At 64.1% G+C, this 23,421-nt stretch carries 22 protein-coding genes; 7 read left to right on the forward strand and 15 right to left on the reverse strand.

The features are described 5' to 3' along the window. Positions 1–49: 49 nt before the first annotated feature. From AC3Z8Y_RS16160 to ttcA, 8 genes are all read right to left on the reverse strand, one after another. The gene (locus AC3Z8Y_RS16160; RefSeq protein WP_490086694.1) at positions 50–1,090 is read right to left on the reverse strand and encodes a Gfo/Idh/MocA family protein; all 1,041 of its coding nucleotides are present in this window, start codon (positions 1,088–1,090) and stop codon (positions 50–52) included. 69 nt (positions 1,091–1,159) lie between these two features. Continuing rightward, the gene (locus AC3Z8Y_RS16165; RefSeq protein ID WP_490086695.1) at positions 1,160–2,029 is read right to left on the reverse strand and encodes a phosphogluconate dehydrogenase C-terminal domain-containing protein; all 870 of its coding nucleotides are present in this window, start codon (positions 2,027–2,029) and stop codon (positions 1,160–1,162) included. A gap of 24 nt (positions 2,030–2,053) precedes the next feature. Continuing rightward, complete coding sequence (locus tag AC3Z8Y_RS16170) at positions 2,054–2,884, reverse strand: sugar phosphate isomerase/epimerase family protein (RefSeq protein WP_490086696.1); 831 nt, start codon at positions 2,882–2,884, stop codon at positions 2,054–2,056. Continuing rightward, a complete protein-coding gene (locus AC3Z8Y_RS16175; protein WP_490086697.1) occupies positions 2,869–3,648 on the reverse strand; it encodes a triose-phosphate isomerase family protein in 780 nt (259 codons plus the stop codon). Before AC3Z8Y_RS16175 ends, AC3Z8Y_RS16170 begins: the two co-directional genes overlap by 16 nt. Further along, positions 3,645–4,115 (reverse strand): ribose-5-phosphate isomerase, encoded by a 471-nt coding sequence (locus AC3Z8Y_RS16180; protein ID WP_490086698.1) that lies wholly within the window; start codon positions 4,113–4,115, stop codon positions 3,645–3,647. The genes AC3Z8Y_RS16175 and AC3Z8Y_RS16180 overlap by 4 nt, the downstream gene beginning before the upstream one ends. Beyond that, positions 4,108–5,871, reverse strand: coding sequence for a dihydroxyacetone kinase family protein (locus AC3Z8Y_RS16185; RefSeq protein WP_490086699.1), 1,764 nt, complete (start codon positions 5,869–5,871; stop codon positions 4,108–4,110). Before AC3Z8Y_RS16185 ends, AC3Z8Y_RS16180 begins: the two co-directional genes overlap by 8 nt. Before the next feature lie 13 nt (positions 5,872–5,884). Beyond that, positions 5,885–7,234 (reverse strand): MFS transporter, encoded by a 1,350-nt coding sequence (locus AC3Z8Y_RS16190; RefSeq protein ID WP_490086700.1) that lies wholly within the window; start codon positions 7,232–7,234, stop codon positions 5,885–5,887. A gap of 378 nt (positions 7,235–7,612) precedes the next feature. Beyond that, on the reverse strand, positions 7,613–8,437 hold the full coding sequence (gene ttcA / locus AC3Z8Y_RS16195) for a tRNA 2-thiocytidine(32) synthetase TtcA (RefSeq protein WP_181112874.1): 825 nt from the start codon (positions 8,435–8,437) through the stop codon (positions 7,613–7,615). A gap of 181 nt (positions 8,438–8,618) precedes the next feature. On the opposite strand from ttcA, the gene AC3Z8Y_RS16200 reads away from it, so the two are divergent. Further along, positions 8,619–9,113 carry a SprT family zinc-dependent metalloprotease gene (locus tag AC3Z8Y_RS16200; protein WP_490086701.1) on the forward strand — a complete coding sequence of 165 codons (495 nt, stop codon included), beginning with the start codon at positions 8,619–8,621 and terminating at the stop codon, positions 9,111–9,113. Positions 9,114–9,249: 136 nt separating this feature from the next. Here AC3Z8Y_RS16200 and AC3Z8Y_RS16205 read toward each other — a convergent pair whose 3' ends face one another. The 4 genes from AC3Z8Y_RS16205 to AC3Z8Y_RS16220 all read right to left on the reverse strand — a co-directional run bounded on the left by AC3Z8Y_RS16205 (position 9,250) and on the right by AC3Z8Y_RS16220 (position 14,163). Then, positions 9,250–10,572: a dicarboxylate/amino acid:cation symporter gene (locus AC3Z8Y_RS16205; RefSeq protein ID WP_490086702.1), complete on the reverse strand. Its 1,323-nt coding sequence runs from the start codon at positions 10,570–10,572 to the stop codon at positions 9,250–9,252. 283 nt (positions 10,573–10,855) lie between these two features. Beyond that, positions 10,856–12,205, reverse strand: coding sequence for an ATP-binding protein (locus AC3Z8Y_RS16210; protein WP_490086703.1), 1,350 nt, complete (start codon positions 12,203–12,205; stop codon positions 10,856–10,858). Next, positions 12,202–12,879 (reverse strand): response regulator, encoded by a 678-nt coding sequence (locus AC3Z8Y_RS16215; RefSeq protein ID WP_181112883.1) that lies wholly within the window; start codon positions 12,877–12,879, stop codon positions 12,202–12,204. The genes AC3Z8Y_RS16210 and AC3Z8Y_RS16215 overlap by 4 nt, the downstream gene beginning before the upstream one ends. A gap of 81 nt (positions 12,880–12,960) precedes the next feature. Next, entirely contained in the window at positions 12,961–14,163 is a 1,203-nt protein-coding gene (locus tag AC3Z8Y_RS16220; RefSeq protein WP_490086704.1) for an aminotransferase-like domain-containing protein, read from the reverse strand. A gap of 179 nt (positions 14,164–14,342) precedes the next feature. Here AC3Z8Y_RS16220 and AC3Z8Y_RS16225 point away from each other — a divergent pair, with 179 nt between their 5' ends. Then, positions 14,343–15,167 carry an NAD-dependent epimerase/dehydratase family protein gene (locus AC3Z8Y_RS16225; RefSeq protein ID WP_490086705.1) on the forward strand — a complete coding sequence of 275 codons (825 nt, stop codon included), beginning with the start codon at positions 14,343–14,345 and terminating at the stop codon, positions 15,165–15,167. A 90-nt stretch (positions 15,168–15,257) separates the two neighbouring features. Next, the gene (locus tag AC3Z8Y_RS16230; protein WP_490090018.1) at positions 15,258–15,860 is read left to right on the forward strand and encodes a TetR/AcrR family transcriptional regulator; all 603 of its coding nucleotides are present in this window, start codon (positions 15,258–15,260) and stop codon (positions 15,858–15,860) included. Between the two features lie 73 nt (positions 15,861–15,933). Here the strand turns inward: AC3Z8Y_RS16230 and AC3Z8Y_RS16235 are convergent, their stop codons facing one another. Next, on the reverse strand, positions 15,934–17,103 hold the full coding sequence (locus AC3Z8Y_RS16235) for a zinc-dependent alcohol dehydrogenase (RefSeq protein WP_490086706.1): 1,170 nt from the start codon (positions 17,101–17,103) through the stop codon (positions 15,934–15,936). Beyond that, on the reverse strand, positions 17,103–17,918 hold the full coding sequence (locus AC3Z8Y_RS16240) for an SRPBCC family protein (protein WP_490086707.1): 816 nt from the start codon (positions 17,916–17,918) through the stop codon (positions 17,103–17,105). Before AC3Z8Y_RS16240 ends, AC3Z8Y_RS16235 begins: the two co-directional genes overlap by 1 nt. 199 nt (positions 17,919–18,117) lie before the next feature. Between AC3Z8Y_RS16240 and AC3Z8Y_RS16245 the strand changes: the two genes are divergently transcribed. The 4 genes from AC3Z8Y_RS16245 to AC3Z8Y_RS16260 all read left to right on the forward strand — a co-directional run bounded on the left by AC3Z8Y_RS16245 (position 18,118) and on the right by AC3Z8Y_RS16260 (position 23,123). Continuing rightward, positions 18,118–18,624, forward strand: a complete 507-nt coding sequence (locus AC3Z8Y_RS16245; RefSeq protein WP_490086708.1) for a hypothetical protein — start codon at positions 18,118–18,120, stop codon at positions 18,622–18,624. Positions 18,625–18,642: 18 nt separating this feature from the next. Further along, positions 18,643–19,656, forward strand: a complete 1,014-nt coding sequence (locus AC3Z8Y_RS16250; protein ID WP_490086709.1) for a zinc-dependent alcohol dehydrogenase family protein — start codon at positions 18,643–18,645, stop codon at positions 19,654–19,656. A 159-nt stretch (positions 19,657–19,815) separates the two neighbouring features. After that, positions 19,816–20,811: a sulfate ABC transporter substrate-binding protein gene (locus AC3Z8Y_RS16255; RefSeq protein ID WP_490086710.1), complete on the forward strand. Its 996-nt coding sequence runs from the start codon at positions 19,816–19,818 to the stop codon at positions 20,809–20,811. A 167-nt stretch (positions 20,812–20,978) separates the two neighbouring features. Further along, positions 20,979–23,123 carry an acyltransferase family protein gene (locus tag AC3Z8Y_RS16260; protein ID WP_490086711.1) on the forward strand — a complete coding sequence of 715 codons (2,145 nt, stop codon included), beginning with the start codon at positions 20,979–20,981 and terminating at the stop codon, positions 23,121–23,123. Here the strand turns inward: AC3Z8Y_RS16260 and AC3Z8Y_RS16265 are convergent. Next, positions 23,018–23,416 (reverse strand): hypothetical protein, encoded by a 399-nt coding sequence (locus AC3Z8Y_RS16265; RefSeq protein WP_490090019.1) that lies wholly within the window; start codon positions 23,414–23,416, stop codon positions 23,018–23,020. The two genes, AC3Z8Y_RS16260 and AC3Z8Y_RS16265, sit on opposite strands and share 106 nt — an antisense overlap. Positions 23,417–23,421: the final 5 nt, after the last annotated feature.

The raw sequence follows: 23,421 nt of genomic DNA on the forward strand, positions 1-23,421 counted from the left end.
CCCCCCGTCTCCCACAATAGCGGGCGCACCTCGCAACTTCGCTACATGATCAATACCTGGACGGCACCACCACCGTACCTTGCTCGGCCGCCTGGTAGGCCGCTTCCACCAGCGCCTGGGTGTTGTAGTTGTCCGCCCCATGGGTTTCGCACGGCGTACCTGCCCGCTGGTGGGCCAGCCATTCCTGCTGCAGGCGTAGCACGCTGCCCTGGATCGCAGCCCAGGGCGCTTCCGCCCAGCCCGGGGCCTGTCCACTGACATCAATCGTTTCAACCTGCCCCGGGCCGCGGTGAACCTCCAGCCTATAGCCGGCCAGCAAGCGTAGCGAACCCTCGCTGCCGTCCACTTCGATCAGGCTTTCAGGAAAGGGATCACGCGCCAGCCGGGTCGCGTAGCTCATGTCCACAACACAGCTGGCGCCGGTGTCGTGGCGCAGGAGAATGGTCGCCACGTCTTCGCCTTTGATAGCAGGGTTCACCCGTTGCGTGTGGGCGCTCAGCCGTTGTACGTCACCGAACAGGGCCCGGGCGATGTCCAGCACATGCACGCCCAGGTCTTCGATGATGAAACGCGGCGCCTGGGCCAGGTAGGGCTGTAGCCGGTACACATCGAAGCCGCTGCGAAAACTCACCCGGCCGAAGAACGGGGTGCCTACCACCCCGGCGCGCAGGTGTTCGATGGTGGCGCGCACTGCTGCTTGCCAGCGGAAGTTCTCGTGGATGGTAAGGCTCACGCCCTGTTCGGCGCAGGTATCGACCATCAGCCGGGCATCGTCCAGGCTGGTGGCGAAGGGCTTCTGGCAGATCACCCGCACGCCGGCGCGTGCCGCCATCAGCACCAGCGGCTTGTGCGCGGAGGTGGGCGTGGCAATGTCCACGAAGTCCAGGGCCAACGCGTCGAGCATCTGCTGGGCATCGGTATAACGCGCGGCGCTCGGGCAGTGAGCTGAAAAAGCATCCAGGCGTTCGGGCTGGGTATCGCACAACGCGACGATTTCGACGCCGGGCAGGTCCTGCCAGGCGCGCAACTGATTGAGGGCGAAGAAGCCGCAGCCGATCAAGGCGCCGCGAAGGGGTGGCTGATGCGCCATGTTGCCTCCTTTTTATTCTGCACACGGCAAACGCCCGGGCTTTCCCCGGGCGCTCCATTTACATCGAACTCAGGCCGCGTCGACCCGCCGCACCGCCTCGATCTTCAACATGCGGGCAATGATCAGGTCGAGCTCCTGCTCGTCGAAGATGGTTTTCCAGTCGGGCTTGATGATTTTCTCCCGGCCGTAGTCGATGGCGATCATGCAGGCATCGGAGAAGGGGTTGGTGCTGCGGAACGCTACCGCCAGGGCGATCTGGATATGCCCGTACAGCATGGCCTTGGCCGCGGCCTCCGGTACGCCGATACGGTTGATGGTTTCGTCCAGGGCTTCCTTCATGAAGGTGCCGACCATGCAGGCCACGGTTTCGACCAGTGTAGGCTCCAGGTAGGCCAGCTGCTTGACGGTGACCCAATGCACCTGCCCTACCGGGCCATACATCACGGCAATGATATTGGCCAGTTCCGAGCGCTGTTTGTCGTTGCCCGATTCGAAGGCTGCACACACGTCCTGCACAGCGGCGGTGCCGCCGAAGGCGTCGGCGTGTTCTTCCGGAGTGGTGCGTTCCAGGAACACCGAAGGGTGACACGGGTGCGCCACGGCCTGGTGAATACCTTCACGTTGGGCCAGCAACCCGGCATAGGACGCGGCAGGGTCGAGGGTCAGCAGGATGGCGCCCTTCTTCAACTGCGGCACTACTTGCGCCGACACGGTTTCCAGCGCCACATCCGGCACCGCCAGGATCACCACATCGGCGTTGGGTACCACCTCGGCGGTCTCCGACAGGCTACGGCCAGCCGCAAGGATCTGTTCCTGGGCGCGAGGGGAGTTCTCGCAATAGGTGACGCTGTATGGGCTGTTCTGCAGGTTGGCCGAAATGCGCATGCCCATCTTGCCGCCGGCACCAACGATGGCGATTTTTTTCAGTTCGTAGGTCATGGGTGGTTCCTCGGATTGTTCTTGTCAAAGAGGGAAGTGAGGGGCGCCGGGCGGTGTGGCAGCCTTGGCGTTGAGGTAATCGAGGTTGTGACGGGTCCACTGGTCTTCCAGCGCGCAGGTGCTGGCGGCATCGAGCTGCCACGGCAGCCAGTGTTCGATGATCTGGTTGATGCCCCGCGCCTCGGGCTGCACCGCCGCGCGCAGATAGTCGTAATCCAGCAGCCCCTCGCCCAACGGGCACCCGGCGTAGGTAAAGCCAACCCAACCGTCCCGGCGCGAGAATGCAAAATCCTTCACATGCACGTTGAGGGTGCGCGCTGCGCAGCGATCAATGACGGCCTGAGGTAGTTCGAGCGCGGCTACGCAGTTGCCAGGGTCGAGGCAAATGCCTACCCAGGGGCTGTCGAGGCGCTCGACCACAGCCAACATCGTGCTGGAAGGCACTTGTTCATAGGTTTCAAGCGCCAGCCGTACGCCCTGCTCGGCGAGCCGTGGGGCGATGGTTTCCAGCAGGGCGAACGCTTCGTCAGGGCTGGGCCGGTGCGCGGCGCTGTTGAACATGCTGCGCAGCACCTTGGCGCCGAGGATGTCTGCGTATCCCAGGTACTTGAACAGGTGCTCGGTGCGCAGGCCACGGGTACCAAGCTCCAGGGTAAGCCCGAGGCCATCAGCCTGCTGGCGCAGTTCGCGCAGCTGCTCCGGCGACAAGGCTTCGAGCCCGGCATAGTCACAGATCTGAAACACCGTAGCGCCCAGGTCGGCGGTGTGCTGGAGCATCGCTGGCAGGCCCATCGGCTGGGGCACCCGATCCGATGCGCGCCAGAAGAACGAATAGGTACTCAGGCCGATTGCCATAATTGCGTCTCCCTCGGGTGTGCGGCGCACTGTGCGGCTTCTTGCAGAATGGCGGCGAAAGCATGGGGATCGTGGGCGAAGCGGCCCAGGAACAACCCATCCACCTGCCCGCCCAGCTGGCTCAGCAAGCCGGGCTTGGCACTGCCGCCGTAGATCACGCGCGCCCCTTCGCGCCGCAACTGCTTGCACACCCCGGCGATATAGTCCGGGCTGGCCGGCTCCGCCGCGCCGATGGCCCATTGCGGCTCGTATGCCAGGATCAATTCGCCGCTCAACCCGGCCGCCAATGCAGGCGCAAGGGCTGTATCCAGCTGGCCGGTACAGACCGCTACCGCCTCGGCCACGCTGCCTTGTCGGGTTTCGCCCAGGCACAGCACGGGGGTGAGCCCGTTGCGCCAGGCCGCTGCAGTCTTGTCGGCGATCTGGCGATCGGTCTCGGCGAAGTACCGGCGGCGTTCAGCGTGGCCGATTTCCGCCACCTGGCAGCCTATTTCCGCGAGCACGCGCGGGCTGACTTCACCGGTCCAGGCGCCCTGGTCTTCCCAGGCGAGGTTTTGCGCCCCGACCGCCGCCAGGCCCTGAAAAATCTCCAGCGTGGCAGCCAGCATCGGAAAGCTGGGAATCACGAACACCTCAATGGCGCCGCTGCGCACCTGCGGATGTTCACGCAGCAGCGCGGCGATGGCCCGGGACCAGTCCAGCGTCTGCTGGTAGCCGAAGTACATCTTCAGGCTTACCCCCAGCGTAACGGCTGGGCGGCTCATCGGGTGCCGACCTGCTCGTAGTCCGACAGCGTCTTGACCTTGAGGGCGGAGGCTGAGGTTTCGTCGAAGCGGTAGGTGAGCCACTCCTTCAGCAGTCGGCGGGCCAGCTCCAGGCCAATCACCCGTTGGCCGAAGGTCAGCACCTGGGCGTTGTTACTGAGCACGGCGCGCTCCACCGAGAAACTGTCGTGGGCCGTGACCGCACGAATGCCGGGTACTTTATTGGCGGCGATCGCCACCCCCAGGCCTGTGCCGCAGATCAACAGCGCGCGATCGGCGTCGCCGGCGGCCACCTTTTCCGCTGCCGCGATGGCCACCAAGGGGTACGCGGTGTGGCTTTGGCTGTCCACGCCCACATCCTCCACATGGCTGACCAGCGGGTTGGCGAGCAGGTCGCGCTTGAGCGCTTCCTTGTATTCGAAACCGGCGTCGTCGCAGCCGATGACTATTCGCAGTGTGTCACTCATGAAGGCTCTCCTCTGGGCGGCGTGCGGCGCTCACTCCAGCCGCCAGCAGCGGCTCGATGGCGGTGATGATCAGGCTCAGCGATACGGCGCCGGCGTCCGGGGTGCCCAGGCTTTTCTCCGCCAGGGGGCGAGCGCGGCCGATTTTCGGGCGCAGTTGCGCGGTGGCCGCGCAGGCGTCACGGGCTGCCGCGGCGGCGCCACGCCAGGCCTCGGCCAGCTCAAGCCCCTGCCCCGCCGCCTCGTTCAGGGCCTGGGCAAACGGCACCAGCACATCCACGAGTGTCTTGTCGCCCACCTGCGCCTTGCCGAAGTGGCGAATACCGTCGCTGGCGTGTTGAATGCCCTCGGCCACTCGAGTGGCGTCGGGGTCGAGCGTGTCGCCCAGGCTGCTCCCGAGCGCGGTAAGCGCCACACCCCAGATGGCCCCCGAGGTGCCACCGGCCTTGTCGGCCCAGGCATCGGCGGCGCAGCGCAGCAAGGTACCGGCACCCGCGCCCTGGGCGAGCACTTCACGCGCCCGGGCCACAGCGGCCACCACGCCGCGTTGCATGCCGATGCCATGGTCGCCATCACCGGCCACCGCGTCGATACGGCCCAATTCTTCTACGTGCTCGAGCACGGTACGCTCGGCTATTTCCAGGGCCTGGAGCACGCAATGCGCCGAGCGCCGGGATTTGGCACTGGCGGGGGGGATCGCAGCACTTTGCAAAGGGGCCAGGTCCAGCGCGCCCAGCCGTTCGGCGACCACCACGTTGCCCTTGCGGTAGGCCGGCGTGGCGGCAGCGGCGCACCAGAACCGCTCCAGTTCCGGGTCCAGCCAGCAGAGGGTCAGCGATACGCCGGCCATGTCGAAGCTGGTCACCAGTTCACCCACTTCGGGCTCTACCACGGTCAGCCCCACATTGCTCAGCAATTGGGCCACACGCCGATACACCACAAAGAGTTCTTCGTACTTGACGCTGCCCAGCCCGTTGAGAATGACCGCCACACGGTGCCCGGCGGGCTGGTCGATCCCTTCTGGCAGGTCCTTGAGCAAGGATGCCACCAGCAGCTCGGCCAACTCGTCGGCGCTGGGCACGGGCCCCTCGTCGATACCGGGCTCGCCATGGATGCCCATGCCCAGGGCCATCTTGCCGTGCGGCACGGTGAACAGCGGATGGTCGGCGCCTGGTAGCGTGCAGCCGGTAAACGCCACGCCCAATGACCGGGTGCGTTGGTTGGCATGCCGCGCCACCCGCACCACCTCGGCAAAGTCATAGCCTTCCTCCGCGGCGGCGCTGGCGGCCTTGAACACCACCAGGTCACCGGCGATGCCCCGGCGCTTGTGCAGCTCCTGGCTCGACGCACTTGAAATGTCATCGGTGACCGCGATCACTTCGCAGGCAATGCCTTCGGCCAGCAGGCGGTCCCGGGCCAGGCCAAAATGCAGCACGTCACCAGCGTAGTTGCCGTAGCCGAGCAGCACGCCCGCGCCTTTGTTCGCCAGGCGGGCCACGCCGTAGATCTGCTGCGCCGAGGGCGAGGCGAACAGGTTGCCCATCACCGCGGCATGGGCCAGCCCCTGCCCTACCAGGCCGGCGAACGCGGGGTAGTGGCCTGAGCCACCGCCAATCACTACGGCAACGCTGTTGTCCGGGGTGCGGGTATTGCGCACCACCCCACCAGGCACCCGGCGGACCTTGTCGCTGTGTACCGCGACAAAGCCTTCTACCAGTTCACCGGCGAAATCGGAGGGCTGATTAAACAGACGGGTCATTATTGTTATCTCCTCAGTGCGCGTGACGCACGGGCGCCAGCGTGTCTTTCGACGCGGTGGGCCGCTGCTGGCCGAGCAATACCATCAGCACCGCCGACATCAGCATCAGCCCGCCAACCACGAACATCGGCACGGCGTAGCTGCCGGTGCTTTCCTTGAGCATGCCGGTGACGAACCCCGCCGAAAAACCGGCCACGTTGCCCACGGTATTGATCAGCGCCACCGCGGCTGCCGCGGAGGCACCGGTGAGGAAGCGGGTGGGCAGGGTCCAGAAGTTGGGCAGCGCCGCAAAGATGGAGCATGCGGTGATGGTGACGACTGCTACCGTCGCGGTCGGTGACCCCATGGCCAGCGCCAGCGGAATGCTGACCGCGCCGGTCACCGCCGGCAACGCGATGTGCCAGGTGCGGCAGCCGCGCTTGGTAGCGTCACGCGACCAAAGGTACAGCGCTACCGCTGCCGGCAGGTACGGGATGGCGGTGATGAGCCCCTTCTGGAATACGGTAAACGTGGTGCCGAACTGCGCCTGGAAGCCGCCAATGATGGTGGGCAGGAAGAACGCCAATGCATACAGGCCATAGATGAACCCGAAGTAGATGAAGCACAGCACCCATACCCGCCCGTTGAGCATGGCCTTGCCGACGCTGAGGTGGTGGGTACTGGCCTGGGCCTGTTGCTGCTCGCGTTCCAGCTCGCTTACCAGCCAGATGCGTTCTTCTTCGTTGAGCCACTTGGCGCTGGCCGGGCGGTCTACCAGGTAGAACCAGGCGATCAAGCCGACCACGATCGCGGGTATCGACACCCCGAGAAACATCACGCGCCAGCCTGCCAGGCCGAACAGGCCGTCATGGCTGATCAGCCACGCCGCCAGCGGGGCGCCGATGACCACGGTAAGCGGTTGTGCCAGGTAGAACAGCGAAAGGATTTTGCTGCGATAGCGCCCGGGTACCCAGAGGCTGAGGAACAGAATGGCCCCGGGGAAGAACCCTGCCTCGGCAACCCCCAGCAGCACACGCAAGGCATACAGCCCTTCCACGCTGGACACCCAGGTGAACAGCAGCGAAACGATGCCCCACGACACCATGATCCGTGCCAACCACTTGCGCGCGCCGAAGCGATGCAAAGCCAGGTTGCTCGGCACTTCCAGAAGAATGTAACCAATGAAGAAGATGCCCGAGGCCATGCCGAACTGGGCGATGGTCAGCCCCAAGTCTTGGGTCATGCCATTGGGGCCCGCGAAGGAAATCGCCGTACGGTCGAGGAAGTTGATGAAGAACATCAGTGCCACGAAAGGCACCAGGCGAAGCGAGATCTTGCGGATAGCCGATTGCTCGACCTGGGGGGCTGCGGAGACCTGGGACATGTGTGTTCTCTCCGGCTCATCGACAGGGTGTTCGCCAGGGCGCCCACCGATGTGACGAGTGTTTTCTTATTAGGGTCGCGATAAGGCAGCGATCCACGCCTCACCCGGGCTCACAGCGGCACGGGCATGGAAGAGTTCTAGCATCACCTGAACTGTTTGTATACTTGGATGATGGTATGATCTCTCTACCACCGAAAAGGATGCGCAAAAGCGCCGCTGAGGCCACGAAGATAGAGGGGTTGTTACGGGATTACCGTTCGTCCGATGCTTTTAACAAGCGTGAGGGATAGCAGGTTTCGGCGGAGTTGGGGAGCGAGCGGAACACAGGCGGCCATTGTGCCAGCGCTCGACGGCGGCTGGCACGGCCAATGGCTGTAGTCAGAGGTTCATTACATCAACAAAGCGGGGCGTTGCGCTTTCGTCGATCCGCAGGTCGGTGAAGTTGAACAGGTCACGGTCGGCCAACTGCGACGGGACCACGTTCTGCAGGCCACGGAAAATGTTCTCGGTGCGCCCCGGGTGCTTGCGCTCCCACTCCACCAGCATGTCCTTGACCACCTGGCGTTGCAGGTTTTCCTGGGAGCCACACAGGTTGCACGGGATGATCGGGAACTGCTTCATGTCCGAGTAAGCCTGGATGTCCTTCTCGGCGCAGTAGGCCAGCGGGCGGATCACCACGTTGCGGCCATCATCGGCCAGCAGCTTGGGCGGCATCGCCTTGATGGTGCCGTTGAAGAACATGTTCAGGAAGAACGTTTCGACGATGTCGTCCCGGTGATGCCCGAGCGCCATCTTGGTGGCGCCGATTTCATCCGCGAAGGTGTAGAGCGTGCCGCGGCGCAGGCGCGAACACAGCGAGCAGGTGGTCTTCCCTTCCGGGATGAGCGCCTTGACCACCGAGTAGGTGTCCTTCTCGAGGATGTGATAGTCCACCCCCAGTTCCTTCAGGTAGGCCGGCAGCACATGCTCCGGGAACCCAGGCTGCTTCTGGTCCATGTTCACGGCCACCAGCTCGAAGCGGATGGGCGCGACCTTCTGCAGGTGCAGCAGCACGTCCAGCATGGTGTAGCTGTCCTTGCCCCCGGACAGGCAAACCATCACCTTGTCGCCGTCCTCGATCATGTTGAAGTCAGCCACGGCTTCCCCCGCCAGGCGGCGAAGACGTTTCTGCAGTTTGTTCTGGTTGACCGAGAGGGTGCCCATGATGAGGAAATCCTGATACGTGCCGACAGCGGAATACGAAGGCGCGCATTCTACCTGCAAACGCCGGCGGAGCGTAGGCCGGGAGGGGGCGCTGGCGAGGCATGTGGCAGGAACCGGTGACGAGCGGCTCGGCAACGCAACCGCACGCAGGGCATAATTGCGCTTCGTGGAGCCAATACTTATGTCCGACCCCCTCCTTAACCGTGTCGAAGCCTGCTACGAACAGGCCGAGGCCTTCTTCAAGCGCCCGTTCAAGCGGCCTGTGGTAAGCCTCAAGCTGCGAGGCCAGAAGGCCGGCGTGGCGCACCTGTACGAAAACAAACTGCGCTTCAACAACGAGCTGTACCAGAAGAACGCCGAAGATTTTCTTCGCCAGACCGTCCCCCACGAGGTGGCCCACCTGGTGGCGCATCAAATGTTTGGCGACCGCATCCAGCCCCATGGCCAAGAGTGGCAGCTGATCATGCGCGGCGTGTACGAACTGCCGCCGCTGCGCTGCCACAACTACGAAGTGAAACGCCGGCAGGTGAAGCGCTACATCTACCGCTGCCCCTGCACCGACGGCGTGTTCCCGTTCACTGCCCAGCGCCATGGCCTGGTGCGCCAAGGGCGGCGTTACCTGTGCCGCCGTTGCCGGCAAACGCTGGTGTTCAGTGGCGAAATGCGGGTGGAGTGAAGCGGCACGGACGGGCATCCACCGACTACCCCTACCCCTGTGGGAGCAAGCGAAGCCGAAGGCGGAGCTCACGAATAAGGGCGCAATGAAAAGCCCGGGCACATTGCCCGGGCTTCGTTCACTGCATCAGCCAACCTTACAAGCGCGAGCCTTCGGCCACTTGCAGGTCGTCCTTGGGCTGGGTGAGTTCCAGCGGGGTGCCGCCGGAGGCCAGCTCGCGTTGCAGCGCGGTTTCGTCCAGCTCGCCCACCCACTTGGCAACCACCACGGTTGCCACGGCGTTGCCCACCAGGTTGGTGAGGGCGCGGGCTTCGGACATGAAGCGGTCGATGCCCAGGATCAGCGCCAGGCCGGCCACCGGCAGGTGACCTACCGCGGACAGCGTGGCCGCCAGCACAATGAAGCCGCTACCGGTTACGCCCGCGGCGCCTTTGGAGGACAGCAGCAATACCGCCAGCAGGGTGATCTGGTGGGTGATGTCCATGTGGGTGTCGGTCGCCTGAGCGATGAACACAGCCGCCATGGTGAGGTAGATCGAGGTACCGTCCAGGTTGAACGAGTAACCGGTGGGGATCACCAGGCCAACGACCGACTTCTTCGCGCCCAGGCGCTCCATTTTCACCAGCATGCGCGGCAGGGCGGACTCCGACGAGGAGGTGCCCAGCACGATCAGCAGTTCTTCACGGATGTAGCGCACCAGCTTTAGCACGCTGAAGCCGTGGGCACGGGCGATGGCGCCCAGCACCATCACCACGAACAATACGCAGGTGATGTAGAAGCACAGCATCAGCTGGCCAAGCTGCACCAGCGAACCCACGCCGTAGTTGCCGATGGTGAACGCCATGGCGCCCAGCGCACCCAGCGGAGCGAGCTTCATGATCATGTTGATGATGTTAAACATCACATGGGCGAAGCGATCGATCAGGTCCACCAGCAGCTTGCCGTACGACCCCAGGCGGTGCAGGGCGAAGCCGAAGATCACCGAGAACATCAGTACCTGAAGGATATCGCCGTTGGCGAACGCACCGACGATGGTGTTGGGGATCACGTTGAGCAGGAAGCCCACAACGCTTTGGCCTTCACCCTGGGTCACATAGGTAGCGACCTTGGAAGCGTCCAGGGTAGCGGGGTCGATGTGCATGCCAGCGCCGGGCTGCACCACGTTGACCACGATCAGGCCGATGATGAGGGAAATGGTGGATACCACCTCGAAGTACAGCAGTGCGTAGCCGCCGGTCTTGCCCACTGCCTTCATGTTCTGCATGCCGGCGATACCGCTCACCACCGTACAGAAGATGATGGGCGCGATGACCATCTTGATCAGTTTGATAAAGCCATCACCCAGCGGCTTGAGCATAGTGCCGGTCTGGGGATAAAAGTGGCCAAGCAGAACGCCGATGATGATCGCGAGGATCACCTGGAAATACAGGGACTTGTAGAGCGGCTGACGGGTCGTCATAGCAGTTTCCTCAAGCGTGCCGGCGAATGCCTTCCCGACACCCCAACACATGAAGCGAGAACCCTCCTGACTGGAGGGATTTGTTCTTGGCCTGCAGCCTGCGCATACCCGCGCGGGCGGCCTGAGGACACTATCGCAAGGCTCATGCCAACCTCGCGTAGCGCACGGGACATCAGCTGATACGGGATCTGCAAGCAGTATAGAAAGCCCTGGCCACACGGCAAGCTGGCGGATTCTCGCCAACTACCATGCCCGAAGGCACGCCGCTGGCGGATATCCGCCATCATTCCTTGGGAAAGCTGATCCTGAAGCGGGCGCCACCCAGTGGCGAGTCTTCGAGGGTAAGGGTGCCGTGGTAACTGCGAATGATGTCGTGCGCTACGGCCAGGCCGATCCCCTGCCCCGGGTGTTGCCGGTCCAGCCGTTCGCCTCGTTGCAGGATACGGCTGCGCTGTTCCGGTGGAATGCCCGGGCCGTCGTCTTCGAGCAGCAGCTCCAGGCGCCGGCCGATCACGCTCAGGCTCACGCTCACGTCTTCCAGGCACAAACGCCAGGCGTTCTCGAGCAAGTTGCCCAGCAGCTCCATCAAGGCGCCCTCCTCGATCGGCAATACACCCGGCGAGTCGAGGGCGATATGCAGCTGCACGGGTTTGTCCGGGTATACCTTGCGCAGGCTTGCCGCCAGGCTATCGAGCACCGGGCGCACGGCCACTTGCCGCCGTACCAGCCCGCCGTGGCGCACATTGGCCCGCTGCAATTGGTAGTCGATCTGCTGGCTCATGCGTGCCACCTGGCCGCGCAGGATCGCTGCCTGCTTACCTTCCTCGCTGTGCGGATGGTCGCTGGCCAGGGTTTCGCCGATGCCCTGGAGCACGCTCAGTGGGGTTTTGAGGCTGTGGGCCAGGTCGCCGAGCGAATCCCGGTAGCGCTGGCGCTGTTCGCCTTCGCTGGCCAGCAAACGGTTGAGCGAGCGCGTAAGGCGCAGCAGTTCGCTGGGGTGGCGCTCGCTCAGCCCCTGCCGCTGCCCGCTCTCGATCTCGTCCAGCTCGTGGCTCAACCGCCGCAGCGAGCGCAGGCTCCAGGTCATGCCACCCCAGAACAGCACGAGCAGCGTGAGCAGCGCCGCGCCGAAGCCCAGGTAGAGGCGATCACGCAGGGCGCTCAATGTGCGCTGGTAAGGTTCTACAGACTGCATAGCCACGAAGCTGAACGCCGCGTTCTCGCCTCCCAGCAACCGTACCTCTACGTCGTATACCCAGAACGCCTGGCCATCGGCGCTGGTGAAGCGGGAAAACCGATTGCCCTTCCCGTCGTAGCGGGGGCTGTACTCGGGCGACGGCGCGCCGGGGCTACGCCATAACAACGCGCCCTGCCGGTCGAAGATGTACCCGAGCGAGCGTTCGGTGGGCACCTCGTAGCGCTCATCCGGCACCGGCGCGGGCATGCGCAACTGCCCCTGCTCCAGGCGTGCGGCGGATATAAGGGTAGTCACTTCAGTGGCCAGGCGCTCCTCCACGGACTCGCGCAGCGCCAGGCTGAAGGCCCCTTGCAGCGCGGGCAACAACCCCAGCATGAACAGCACCGCCAGCAAGGCCCCGGCCAGCATCAGCCGCAGCCGCAGCGAACGGATCATCGGCAGCGCTCGGTAAACAGATAGCCCAGGCCACGCACGGTGTCGATAGGCCGGAAGCCATCGGCGGCTTCCAGCTTGCGGCGGATGCGCCCCACCAGCACCTCGATCACGTTGGGGTCGTGTTCGCCATCGTCCGGGTAAAGCTGCTCCATCAACCGCTGCTTGGCCACCACCTGCTGGTGATGGCGCATCAGGTATTCGAGGATGCGGTATTCGAACGCGGTGAGGGCCAACGCCTCGCCCTGCAATGTTGCCTGCTTGCGGTTGAGGTCCAGTTCCAGCGGGCCGGCCACGATGGTGGGCTGGATAAAACCACTGACGCGCCGCAGCAAGGCGCCAAGGCGGGCTTCTACCTCCTCGAACTGAAAGGGCTTGACCATATAGTCGTCCGCCCCCGCCGCCAGCCCTTCGACCTTGTCCTGCCAGCTACCCCGCGCGGTGAGGATCAAGATAGGAAACGCCAGGCCCTGGCCGCGCCACTGGCGAATCAGCTCAAGGCCCGACAGGCCCGGCAAACCCAAGTCGACGATCACCAGATCGAATGCGGTTTGCGCGGCCTGTTGCAAGGCCGCCTGGGCATCGGCCACCGCTTCCACGATATGGCCGCATTCGCCCAGGCGTGTGTGCAAGTGATGGCGCAGCAGCGCCTCATCTTCTACCAGCAGCAGCTTCATGGCGGGCTCGCGTGTACTTACGGATCAAACGACGGGCGCCAAGAGTAACCCGCGAGCCATCGCCCTCGCTATCCGGCCGCTTCAGTTGAACGCCCTGGCAAGCCGATGCAAGCCTTCGTCGATGTCTTCAAGCCCCGGAGCGGCGAAGGATAGCCGCACGCTGGCAGGGTCCGGTTCGCTGGCATAAAACGCTTTGCCCGGCACGAACATCACGTTCTGCTCGATGGCGCGCTCAAACAACGCCTGGGCATCGCCGCCATCGGCCAGGCGCCCCCACACAAACATACCGCCGGCAGGTGCCGCCACCTCGAGGCGCCCGCCCAGCGCCGCGATGCCGGCCATCATCCGCTGGCACTTTTCGCCATAGCGCTGGCGCAACAGGGGCAAATGACGCTCCAGGCCACCGCTGGCCAGGTAGCAGGCGGCCATCTGCTGGCTGATCGGCGAGGTGCACAAGTCGATGGTCTGCTTGGCGATCACGCAACGCTGACGAACCGGCGCGGGCGCAATCATCCAGCCCACCCGCAGCCCAGGGGCGATGATCTTGGACAGGCTGGAAAGGTGAATCACCCGCCCTTCCGCGCCCGGCACCTGGCGGGACAGCGCGAGCAGCGACGGCACAGGCTCACCGGTAAAACGCAGCGCGCCGTAGGGGTCGTCCTCCACCAGCAACAGGTCATGACGGGCCGCCAGCGCCAGTAATTCCAGCCGCCGCGCCAGGGGCAGACACGCGCCGGTAGGGTTGGCAAAATCCGGCACGCAATAAAGCAGCCGGAAATGCGCCGGGGGCGCCGCCTCCAGCTGGTGTGCCAATGCCTGGGGGTCAAGCCCGTCGGCGTCGCCCGCGATGCTGCCGATCGCGCACCCGGCCAGCCGGAACGCTTGCAGCGCGGCGGGATAGGTAGGCCGCTCCACCAGCACCGCGTCACCCGGGCTGAGCAATACCCGAATCAACAGGTCCAGCCCTTGCTGGGAACCGGTGGTAACGATCAAATCCTCCACCGACACGGCCGCGCCGCGCCGCGCCATCAATGCGGCCAATTGCTCACGTAACGCCGGAGTGCCTTCGGTGGCACCGTATTGCAGGCTGGTCACCGGCTCGGCCATGGCCTGTGCACTGGCCTGCGCCAGGCCTTCAGCATCGAACAGGCCAGGCGCCGGGTACCCTCCGGCGAACGAGATCATTCCCGGCCGCGACAGGTATTTGAACAGCTCGCGGATCGCCGAACCGCCCGGCGCCTCGAAGGCCGGGTTGAAACGGTACCCCTGGGCGTGTGCTTGCATGCCTGGCTCCTCGTCTAAAGGTGCAGTATCCAAGGCTGGCAGGCGGCAAAACAAACGAGCATTGGGCACTACGTCATGCCATAGGGGCATGAACGCGTGTGCCCTTTGACAAATCAGACGGCATGGCGATACTGGGCCAAGTTATATGACAACCGATAACGACAATAACGGGAGCACCCATGACTGCATCGACCCCTGACACCTTCACCCCCCGCCGGATTCTGCTTACCGGTGCCGCGGGCGGCCTGGGCAAGGTTTTGCGGCAAACACTCAAGCCCTACGCCTCGATGCTGCGCCTGTCGGATATCGTCGCCCCGCAGGAAGCCGGCGAAAATGAAGAGGTGGTGATTTGTGACCTCGCCGACAAGGCAGCTGTGGACCAGCTGGTGAAAGGCGTGGACGCCATCTTGCATTTCGGTGGCGTGTCCGTGGAGCGCCCGTTCGAGGAAATCCTCGGGCCCAACATCGCCGGCACTTATCACATCTATGAAGCCGCGCGCCGGCACCACGTGAAGCGCGTGATCTTCGCCAGCAGTAACCACGTGGTGGGCTTTTACAAGCAGACCGAAACCATCGACGCCCTCGCGCCACGTCGGCCCGACGGCTATTACGGCCTGTCGAAGTCGTACGGCGAAGACCTGGCGACGTTCTATTACGACCGCTACGGTATCGAAACGCTGAGCATCCGCATCGGGTCGTCCTTCGATGAACCCCAGAACCGCCGCATGCTCTGCACCTGGCTGAGCTACGACGACCTCACGCAACTCATCGTGAAAGGCCTGGAGGCGCCAAACTTGGGCCATACCGTGGTGTTCGGCATGTCGGATAACCCGCAGGTATGGTGGGACAACCGCCTTGCAGCGCACCTGGGCTACGAGCCCAAAGGCAGCTCGGCGCGTTTCCAGGCTAAAGTCGAAGCCCAGCCGCCGGTTGCCGCGGATGATCCGGCTGCGCTGTACCACGGCGGTGCGTTCACTGCACAGGGGCCCTTCGAGGACGCTTGAGGCGTGTTTTGCATGACGACGCGCGGTTTCCCCGCGCGACGCTTGCGTGTAGATGCGTTTGCGCCGAAGCTTGCGGCTTTTGCGCCTGCCATGACCCGTATCCGCGAACGTAACCGCGAACTGATCCTTCGCGCCGCCAGCCAGGAATTCGCCGACAAGGGCTTCGCCGCCGCCAAGGCCAGCGACATTGCCGCCCGCGCCGGGGTGCCCAAGCCCAATGTGTACTACTACTTCAAGTCCAAGGAAGGGTTGTACCGCGAGGTGCTGCATAGCATCGTGCAGCCATTGCTGCAGGCATCGGCCCCATTCAACCCGGACGGCAACCCGCGAGAGGTGCTGACGGCCTATATCCGCGCCAAGGTGCGAATTTCCCGCGACCTTCCCCATGCGTCAAAGGTGTTCGCCAGCGAAATCATGCACGGCGCGCCGCACTTGCCGCCGGATCTGGCAGAAGCCCTCAACGCCCAGGCGCGGCACAACATTGGTTGCCTCCAGCAATGGGTGGACCGCGGCCTGATGGCACCGATGGACCCCCACCACCTGATGTTCAGCATCTGGGCGGCCACCCAGACCTACGCCGACTTCGACTGGCAGATCGCAACCGTGACGGGCAAGGCGCAGCTGAGTGTGGATGACTACGAGGCGGCTACCCAGACCATTACCACGCTGGTGCTGAAGGGGTGCGGGCTGTAGCCCTTGTTCGCGAGCTCCGCCTGCGGCTGCGCTTGCTCCCACAATAATCCGTGGGATGCGGCGGGGCCGCCACTTACGGCCTGAACACAGCCCTCAGGCACTCATCGCCTTTTTCCTTGAACAGTTTGTAGCCTTCGGCGCTGTCTTCGAGGTCCATAGGGTGGGTAAGCATCCAGGACGGATCGAGCTGGCCGTTCTGGATGTGCTCGAACAGTCGGTTAGCGTAGCGTTGGCCAGGCTGCTGCCCTGCGCGCAGGGTGAGGGCTTTGTTCAGCACGGCGCCCATGGGGAATTTATCCAGCAGGCCACCATACACCCCCACCACCGACACCGTCCCGCCCTTGCGACAGGCGCGAATGGCTTGGCGCAATACTGAACCGCGTTCGGTGTGCAGCCGCATCAGCTGCTTGGTCTTGTCGTACACATAGTCCACTTCGGTGCCGTGCGCCTCCATGCCCACGCAGTCAATGCAACGGTCGGGCCCTCGGCCGCCCGTGAGCTCGAGCAGGGCTTGGTGAATATTGGTGGTTTCGTAGTCCAGCGGGATAGCACCCACCTTGTTCTCCGCCAGGGTAAGCCGATCGGTCAGGCGGTCGATCGCGATTACCCGTTCGGCACCCAGCAGGTAAGCGCTGGCAATCGCCATCTGCCCTACCGCGCCGCAGCCCCATACCGCAACCGTGTCGCCCGGCTGGATACCCGCGTTGTCGGCGGCGAAGTAACCGGTTGGCGCGGCATCGGACACAAACACCGCTTGCTCGTCGGTCACGCCGTCCGGCACCTTGAACAGGTTGACGTCGGCATAAGGCACCCGGATGTACGTCGCGTGGCTACCGGCGTAGCCACCGAACGCGTGGCTGTAGCCGATGATCCCGCCGCAGGGTTGCCCGTAGGCCATTTCCGTTACGCAAGGGTTGGGGTTGGAGTTGTCACAGCAGGAAAAATCCTGTCGCCGACAATGTTCGCACTCGCCACAGCCAATGATCGACACGGTAATCACCCGGTCCCCCTTGGCCACGGAGTTCACGCGCGCACCTACCTCCACCACTTCCCCGAGGAATTCATGGCCGAGGATGTCGCCGGCGTGCATAGTGGGCACATACCCGCCGAGCAGGTGAAGATCGGAGCCACAGACCGATGACAGCGTGACCTTGATGATGGCGTCCTGCGGGTTGATCAGTATGGGGTCTGGAACAGTCTCGACCTGCAGCCGGTTTGGGCCTTGCCAGGTTAGCGCGCGCATCAGTGAATGCCTTCTTCGAGGGTCTCGGTCGCCACGGCTTCGTCGGCCTGGGCGCGATGATCGGGGTGAATGAACAGGAAATCGCGTACGCCGTTGCGCGGACGACTGGTCGCGATCTCGCCGGTTTCCATTTGCTGTTTGAGCGCGCGAAGCAAGTACAGCAGCGCTTTGTGAGTGAAGCGGCTGATCAAGCTCGCCACGGCATAGCCAGGCGCTCCCTCGGGTGGTTCGGTCGCCAGCACCAGCTTGATTTCCGTGCCCTGCCCCTGCGGTGCTTCGGTGAAACGGGCATCGGCTTCGTGCTGCCATACGCCTTCGCCCGGTGTGTTCCAGCGTAACGCCCGGCCAGCGTCGGGCTCGCTCTGAATCAGCGTCCAACTGAAGGTACGGTCACCCGGGCCGCGCACGGTCCAACGGTAGGTGTCGTCGGCGATCTGCTCGATGGAATCGACCCAGGGAATCAGCGGCCCGATATTGGCCGGGTTCCGGCACCAGGCGATCACTTCTTCCAAGGGCTTGTTCACCGTGATGCTTCGGCTTACCAGCTTGGTGCTCGCCCAGCCAGTTTCCTCCTCCCACTCCTGCTCCAATGGCGTGTGCGCCAACGCTGCCTTGAGCTGGCAATGGCCCTGGTAGCCCCGCCACAGTGACCAGCCACCCGCCACCAGTTGCAGGGCGCCACTCACCCCGCCGGTGCGCAGGCCATTGAGCAGCAAGGCGCCGCCGCCGGCCACAGACAATACTCGCTCAGGCTGGCTGAGGTTTTCATCGGTACGGTTGGACTGGGCAGACGCTAGGGTCGGACGAATCGCCATGGCGCTTCCTTCTTTGCAGGGGCTTTCAAAAAGGATCGGCCACAGGCCGAGGCGTTCCATCGGCGCGGTGATTTCCTGATGAACTGTGACGCGGGCCCCACACGCTATCGGGCGGAGCAATCGCTTCGCTGGCGCGGTCGTATGAAGCGCCAATAGAGGGAGCCTGACTGTGAAGATTGCGTGCCTTGGATGGGGCTCTTTGATCTGGAAACCGGGCAACCTGCCGGTCGCCAGCGAATGGTTCACCGACGGCCCCCGGTTGCCCATCGAGTTCTCCCGGGTGGGGGATTCAGGCGAACTGGCTACGGCGCTGTGTGCCAACGCCGAGCCGGTGCCGGTACTCTGGGCCTGGCTTGCCTCCCCCACGCTGGAAGCCGCATGCAGCGCGCTGAAGGCGCGTGAGGGCATACCCCCGGACCGCGACGACGGTATCGGCAGCCTGGTGATCGAGGGCAACCCCGCAGGGCTTATCTGCCAATGGGCCCGGGAGCGCGGCGCCGAGGGCGTGATCTGGACTGGCCTGCCGCCGCGGGTCAACGGCGTGGAAGGCCGCATACCCACCGTTGATCAAGCGATCGCCTATCTGGCTTCGCTCACCGGCGAGGTTCGCCAGCATGCCCGGGATTATCTCGAGGCGGTACCCGCGCAGATCAACACGCCGTATCGCCAAACCATCCACGAGCTATGGTTGTCCATTGCCAACTGATTCGAGGAGGAAATACAGATGAGAGCCGTGACCGTTCGCGCCCCCGGTGGGCTGGATCAACTGCAGCTGGTGGATTTACCAGACCCGGGCGAACCAGGCCCAGGCGAGGTGCGGGTTGCCGTACGCGCCACCTCGCTCAACTTCCACGACCTGATGGTGGCCAACGGCAGCATGCCGGTTGCGGATAACCGCATCCCTATGGCCGACGGCGCAGGTGTAGTGGAAGCGGTGGGCCCTGGCGTGACCGAATTCAAGCCGGGGGATTCGGTAGTGTCCACGTTCTTCCCGCAGTGGCCCGCGGGGCCTGCCTTTACCGCAGTAGGCGGCTTTGCCGAAACGCCGGGCGACGGCGCCGACGGCTTCGCCGCTGAATATGTGGTGCGCCCTGTCAGCGCCTTTACCCATGCACCGCGCAGCTGGAGCCATGCCGAGGCCGCGACCATCACCACGGCGGGCCTCACCGCCTGGCGCGCCCTGGTGGGCGACGGCGGGCTGAAGGCGGGCGAAACGGTGCTTACCCTGGGTACTGGCGGCGTGTCGATCGCGGCCCTGCAGATTGCCAAGGCCATGGGTGCCCGGGTGATCGTCACCTCCTCCTCGGATGAGAAGCTGGGGCGGGCCAGGCAGTTGGGTGCCGACCATGGCATCAATTACAAACAGCAACCGGAGTGGGGCAAGGCCGTGCTGGAATACACCGCAGGCCGCGGCGTGGACCATGTGGTGGAGCTCGGGGGCCCGGGCACCCTGGCGCAGTCCATCGCCGCCGTACGGGTGGGTGGCCATATTTCGCTGATCGGCGTGCTTACTGGCTGGCAGGGCGACGTACCCACGGCGCAACTGATGGCCAAACAGGCAAGGTTGCAGGGCTTGATCGTCGGTAGCCGGCTGCAACAGCAGGAATACGTAGCGGCGCTCGAACAAACCGGTATCCGCCCGGTGATCGACCGCAGCTTCCCGCTGGAGCAGCTCGCGGAAGCGTTCCGCTTCCAGGAAAGCGGTGACCACTTCGGCAAGGTGGTGGTGGAGTGGTAGCGAGGCAGCCCTGTAGCAGCCCGCCTTGGCGGCGACCGGCCCGGCAGGGCCGTGAGCATAAGCTCAGCACATTTGGTGCTTTCGGGCGTTTGGCCTGTTGGCTATAGTCGCCGACAGGCCAACCCACACCACCAATAACGACACCACAGGGACCGCTTCGTGAATAAACTGCTTGCCGCCTCGCTGCTCTGCGCCGGGGCGCTGTTCACTACCGCCGCCAGCGCGGCGCCCACCTTGCTGAACGTTTCCTACGACGTGATGCGCGACTTCTACAAGGATTACAACGCTGCCTTCCAGAAGCACTGGCAAGCCGAGCACAACGAAGCGGTAACCGTGCAGATGTCCTTCGGTGGCTCGAGCAAGCAGGCGCGTTCGGTGATCGATGGCCTGCCAGCGGATGTCATCACCATGAACATGGCCACTGACATCAACGCTTTGGCCGATAACGGCAAACTGGTGCCCGACAACTGGGTCACGCTGCTGCCCAACCACAGCGCACCGTTTACTTCCGCCACGGTGTTCATCGTGCGCAAGGGCAACCCCAAACAATTGAAGGACTGGCCCGACCTCCTCAAGGACGGCGTGCAGGTAATCGTGCCCAACCCTAAAACCTCGGGCAACGGGCGCTACACCTACCTTTCCGCCTGGGCGTACGTACTCAAGAACGGCGGCGACGATGCCAAGGCCAAGGCCTTCGTTGGCAAGCTGTTCAAGCAGGCACCCGTGCTTGATACCGGTGGCCGCGCCGCCACCACCACGTTCATGACCAATCAAATTGGCGACGTGCTGGTGACCTTCGAAAACGAAGCCGAAATGATCGCCCGTGAATTTGGTCGCGATCAGTTCGAAGTGGTGTACCCAAGCGTTTCGGCCGAGGCCGAGCCTCCGGTCGCCGTGGTCGACAAGGTGGTGGAAAAGAAAGGCAGCCGCGCCCTGGCCGAGGATTACCTGAAATACCTCTGGTCCGCCGAGGGCCAGGACATCGCCGCCAACAACTACCTGCGCCCTCGGGACCCGGCAGTGCTGGCCAAATACGCCGACCGCTTCCCGAAGGTCGATTTCATGTCGGTCGAGAAAACCTTTGGCGACTGGCGCACCGTGCAGAAAACCCACTTCGCCGACGGCGGCGTGTTCGACCAGATCTATCAGCAATAAAGCCTGCGCGCCTGGCTTGATCTTCCGCAGGGCGCCGGGTACTTTGTAACCCATCCCATACGCATACCCCGCCGCAGGGCCTTTCTCTGGAAGGCTCCGCGGTAGCGTTTCTGCCTGCCTGGCTTTTTTTCCTATCCTCACTCGCCCCGCCCGGGGGGGACACCCACATGACTATTGCTCATTCACCCGCTGTGCCGTATCGGCCGGAGGTCGACGGCTTGCGCGCGCTCGCCGTACTCCCCGTGGTGCTTTACCACGCCGGTGTGCCGCTGTTCTCCGGAGGCTTCGTCGGTGTCGACGTGTTCTTCGTTATCTCGGGTTACCTGATTACCTCGATCATCCTTGCCGAACTGGCACGCGGCGAGTTCTCCCTTGTGAGGTTCTACGAGCGGCGGGCGCGGCGCATTCTTCCAGCGCTCACGGTGATGATGCTGGCCTGTCTGCCGATGGCCTGGCTGTGGCTGGACCCACTGGACCTCAAGTCCTTCGCCAAAAGCCTGGTCGCCGTGCCGCTGTTTTCCTCCAACGTGCTGTTCTGGATGGAAAGCGGGTACTTTGACGGCGAAGCCGACCTCAAGCCATTGATTCATACGTGGACCCTGGGCGTTGAAGAACAGTACTACGTGCTTATTCCCCTGTGGCTGATGCTCACCTGGCGGCTGGGCCTGAAATTTCGTGTGCTTAGCCTGGTGGCAATGGCGGTAGCCAGCCTGGCATGGGCTGAATACGGTGCGCAGCAGGCGAGCAATGGTGCGTTCTTCCTGCTGCCTGCCCGCGCCTGGGAACTGCTGGTTGGCTCGTTCGTCGCGTTTTATGCCAGCGCGCGCCCCCGGCATGCCGAAGGCGATGGGCTGCTGCATCAAAGCTTTGCCGCGGCGGGGCTCGGGTTGCTGGCCTGGGCGTTTTTCACGTTCGATCGCAGTACGCCGTTCCCAGGGTTGCACGCCCTTGTACCTACCCTTGGCGCGGCGCTATTGATCCTGTTCGCTGGCGCAAGCACCTGGGTAGGCCGGCTTCTGACTACACGCCCGCTGGTGTTCATCGGGCTGATCAGCTACAGCGCCTACCTCTGGCACCAACCCTTGCTGGCGTTCGCTCGCCACCGCAGCCTGGTGCCGCCGCCGCTGACCGAACTATTGCTGGTGGCGGCGGCGTCGCTGGTGGTCGCCTGGCTGAGCTGGCGCTACGTAGAGCGGCCTTTGCGCCAGCGGCAAGGCTTTAGCCGCCGCCAGGTATTCAGCTATGGCGCGCTGGCCTCGGTGCTGTTCATTGCAGTGGGCTTGGGCGGATACCTCACTTACGGTTTCGCGCGGCCCGCAGTACCAGACCCCAGCCTGGCACAAGCCTTCGAGGATCCCACCGTACGTGCGGAGTGCGACCGGGATTATCGCGGGGATGGCTGGGGCATCGGGCTGTGCTTCTTCGGCGCACCGTCCAAAGCCGGCGCGGCGGATGTGGCCGTATTCGGCGACAGCCACTCCGAGGCCATGCTGCCGGTGTTCGATGAAGCCGGCCGGCGGCTTGGCCTCAGCATTGCCCACCTGGGCGTGGGCGGCTGCCCGCCATTGCTGGGCGTGGACGTGGCGGTGGGCAACTACGGGCCAGGCGCCTGTGCCGACTTGGCCCAGCGACAGCTGGAATACGTACGCGAGCACGGTATCAAGCGGGTGGTGCTGATCGCCCGCTGGAGCCTCTACACCGATGGTGGCTATGGGCAACACGAGATGACTCGGTACTTCCTGGTCACGCCCGGGCATCAGGCCCGCACCCAAGAGAACTCTCGCGAGGTTTTTGACGAAACGTTCGAGAAAACCATCGACGCTTACCGCGCGCTAGGGGCGCAGGTAGACGTGATCGCCCAGGCGCCTCAGCAGTTGGCCAGTCCAAAATACGTGTATTACCGCCTTGCCCAGAAAACGGACGTCACCCCCGACGAGAAACAGCAGGCGCTGCGGGCCATTTCCATCTCGGTGGCCGAGCATCAGCAACTGCAGCACTACACCCGATCACGCTTTGAACGTGATCAAGCCGCGGGGCGTATACGCCTGGTCACCCTCGACGATCGCCTGTGCGACGGCGAGCGCTGCCTGATCGGGGACGCTGGCTCGTTCTACAAGGACAGCGACCACCTTAACGGCCATGGCATCGCCCTGTTCACCGAGGACATGCAGCGGTTGCTGGCAACCCAGGGCGTGGCAGGCTGCGATCAGGGGTGCTGGCGGCCAAGCCCGGGCGGCACGCCGGTGGCGTCGGTAGGTTCCCAAGGGCCGTTGGGGTTGGTGGCCCAGCCCCAGCCGTTGCTCCAGCGGTAATAGGTGCGCTGGCGGTAGTACACGCCGGGCTGGTTATCCAACACGTACACGCCCAGGCCTTGGTCCCAATGGCTGGGGCCGCTGGGCGGTGGCGCGAAGCTGGCCGAGGTGCGCGGCGCCGGGCGGGCTGCCGGGGTGGCCGGCGTGGGCTTGCTGGCCGGAGGCTTGGTGGCGGGCACGGTCTGGATCGGCGGCAACGGCTGTGGCTGTGGCTCGCTGCTGGGCCGTTGAACGGTACATGCCCCCAGGCCGAGCGCCAGTGTTAACAGCGTAAGGCGGGAAGTGGCGGTGATGAACT

Source organism: Pseudomonas sp. 3MAES_34.3B, assembly GCF_058145875.1.

Bases quoted from the DNA above. Each gene is read 5' to 3' on its own strand.
- AC3Z8Y_RS16190 (WP_490086700.1), bottom strand. From the start codon at position 7,234: ATGTCCCAGGTCTCCGCAGCCCCCCAGGTCGAGCAATCGGCTATCCGC.
- AC3Z8Y_RS16220 (WP_490086704.1), bottom strand. From the start codon at position 14,163: ATGCAAGCACACGCCCAGGGGTACCGTTTCAACCCGGCCTTCGAGGCG.
- AC3Z8Y_RS16240 (WP_490086707.1), bottom strand. From the start codon at position 17,918: ATGGCGATTCGTCCGACCCTAGCGTCTGCCCAGTCCAACCGTACCGAT.
- AC3Z8Y_RS16250 (WP_490086709.1), top strand. From the start codon at position 18,643: ATGAGAGCCGTGACCGTTCGCGCCCCCGGTGGGCTGGATCAACTGCAG.
- AC3Z8Y_RS16210 (WP_490086703.1), bottom strand. From the start codon at position 12,205: ATGATCCGTTCGCTGCGGCTGCGGCTGATGCTGGCCGGGGCCTTGCTG.
- AC3Z8Y_RS16200 (WP_490086701.1), top strand. From the start codon at position 8,619: ATGTCCGACCCCCTCCTTAACCGTGTCGAAGCCTGCTACGAACAGGCC.
- AC3Z8Y_RS16260 (WP_490086711.1), top strand. From the start codon at position 20,979: ATGACTATTGCTCATTCACCCGCTGTGCCGTATCGGCCGGAGGTCGAC.
- ttcA (WP_181112874.1), bottom strand. From the start codon at position 8,437: ATGGGCACCCTCTCGGTCAACCAGAACAAACTGCAGAAACGTCTTCGC.
- AC3Z8Y_RS16165 (WP_490086695.1), bottom strand. From the start codon at position 2,029: ATGACCTACGAACTGAAAAAAATCGCCATCGTTGGTGCCGGCGGCAAG.
- AC3Z8Y_RS16185 (WP_490086699.1), bottom strand. From the start codon at position 5,871: ATGACCCGTCTGTTTAATCAGCCCTCCGATTTCGCCGGTGAACTGGTA.
- AC3Z8Y_RS16170 (WP_490086696.1), bottom strand. From the start codon at position 2,884: ATGGCAATCGGCCTGAGTACCTATTCGTTCTTCTGGCGCGCATCGGAT.
- AC3Z8Y_RS16205 (WP_490086702.1), bottom strand. From the start codon at position 10,572: ATGACGACCCGTCAGCCGCTCTACAAGTCCCTGTATTTCCAGGTGATC.
- AC3Z8Y_RS16175 (WP_490086697.1), bottom strand. From the start codon at position 3,648: ATGAGCCGCCCAGCCGTTACGCTGGGGGTAAGCCTGAAGATGTACTTC.
- AC3Z8Y_RS16230 (WP_490090018.1), top strand. From the start codon at position 15,258: ATGACCCGTATCCGCGAACGTAACCGCGAACTGATCCTTCGCGCCGCC.
- AC3Z8Y_RS16235 (WP_490086706.1), bottom strand. From the start codon at position 17,103: ATGCGCGCGCTAACCTGGCAAGGCCCAAACCGGCTGCAGGTCGAGACT.
- AC3Z8Y_RS16215 (WP_181112883.1), bottom strand. From the start codon at position 12,879: ATGAAGCTGCTGCTGGTAGAAGATGAGGCGCTGCTGCGCCATCACTTG.
- AC3Z8Y_RS16180 (WP_490086698.1), bottom strand. From the start codon at position 4,115: ATGAGTGACACACTGCGAATAGTCATCGGCTGCGACGACGCCGGTTTC.
- AC3Z8Y_RS16160 (WP_490086694.1), bottom strand. From the start codon at position 1,090: ATGGCGCATCAGCCACCCCTTCGCGGCGCCTTGATCGGCTGCGGCTTC.
- AC3Z8Y_RS16225 (WP_490086705.1), top strand. From the start codon at position 14,343: ATGACTGCATCGACCCCTGACACCTTCACCCCCCGCCGGATTCTGCTT.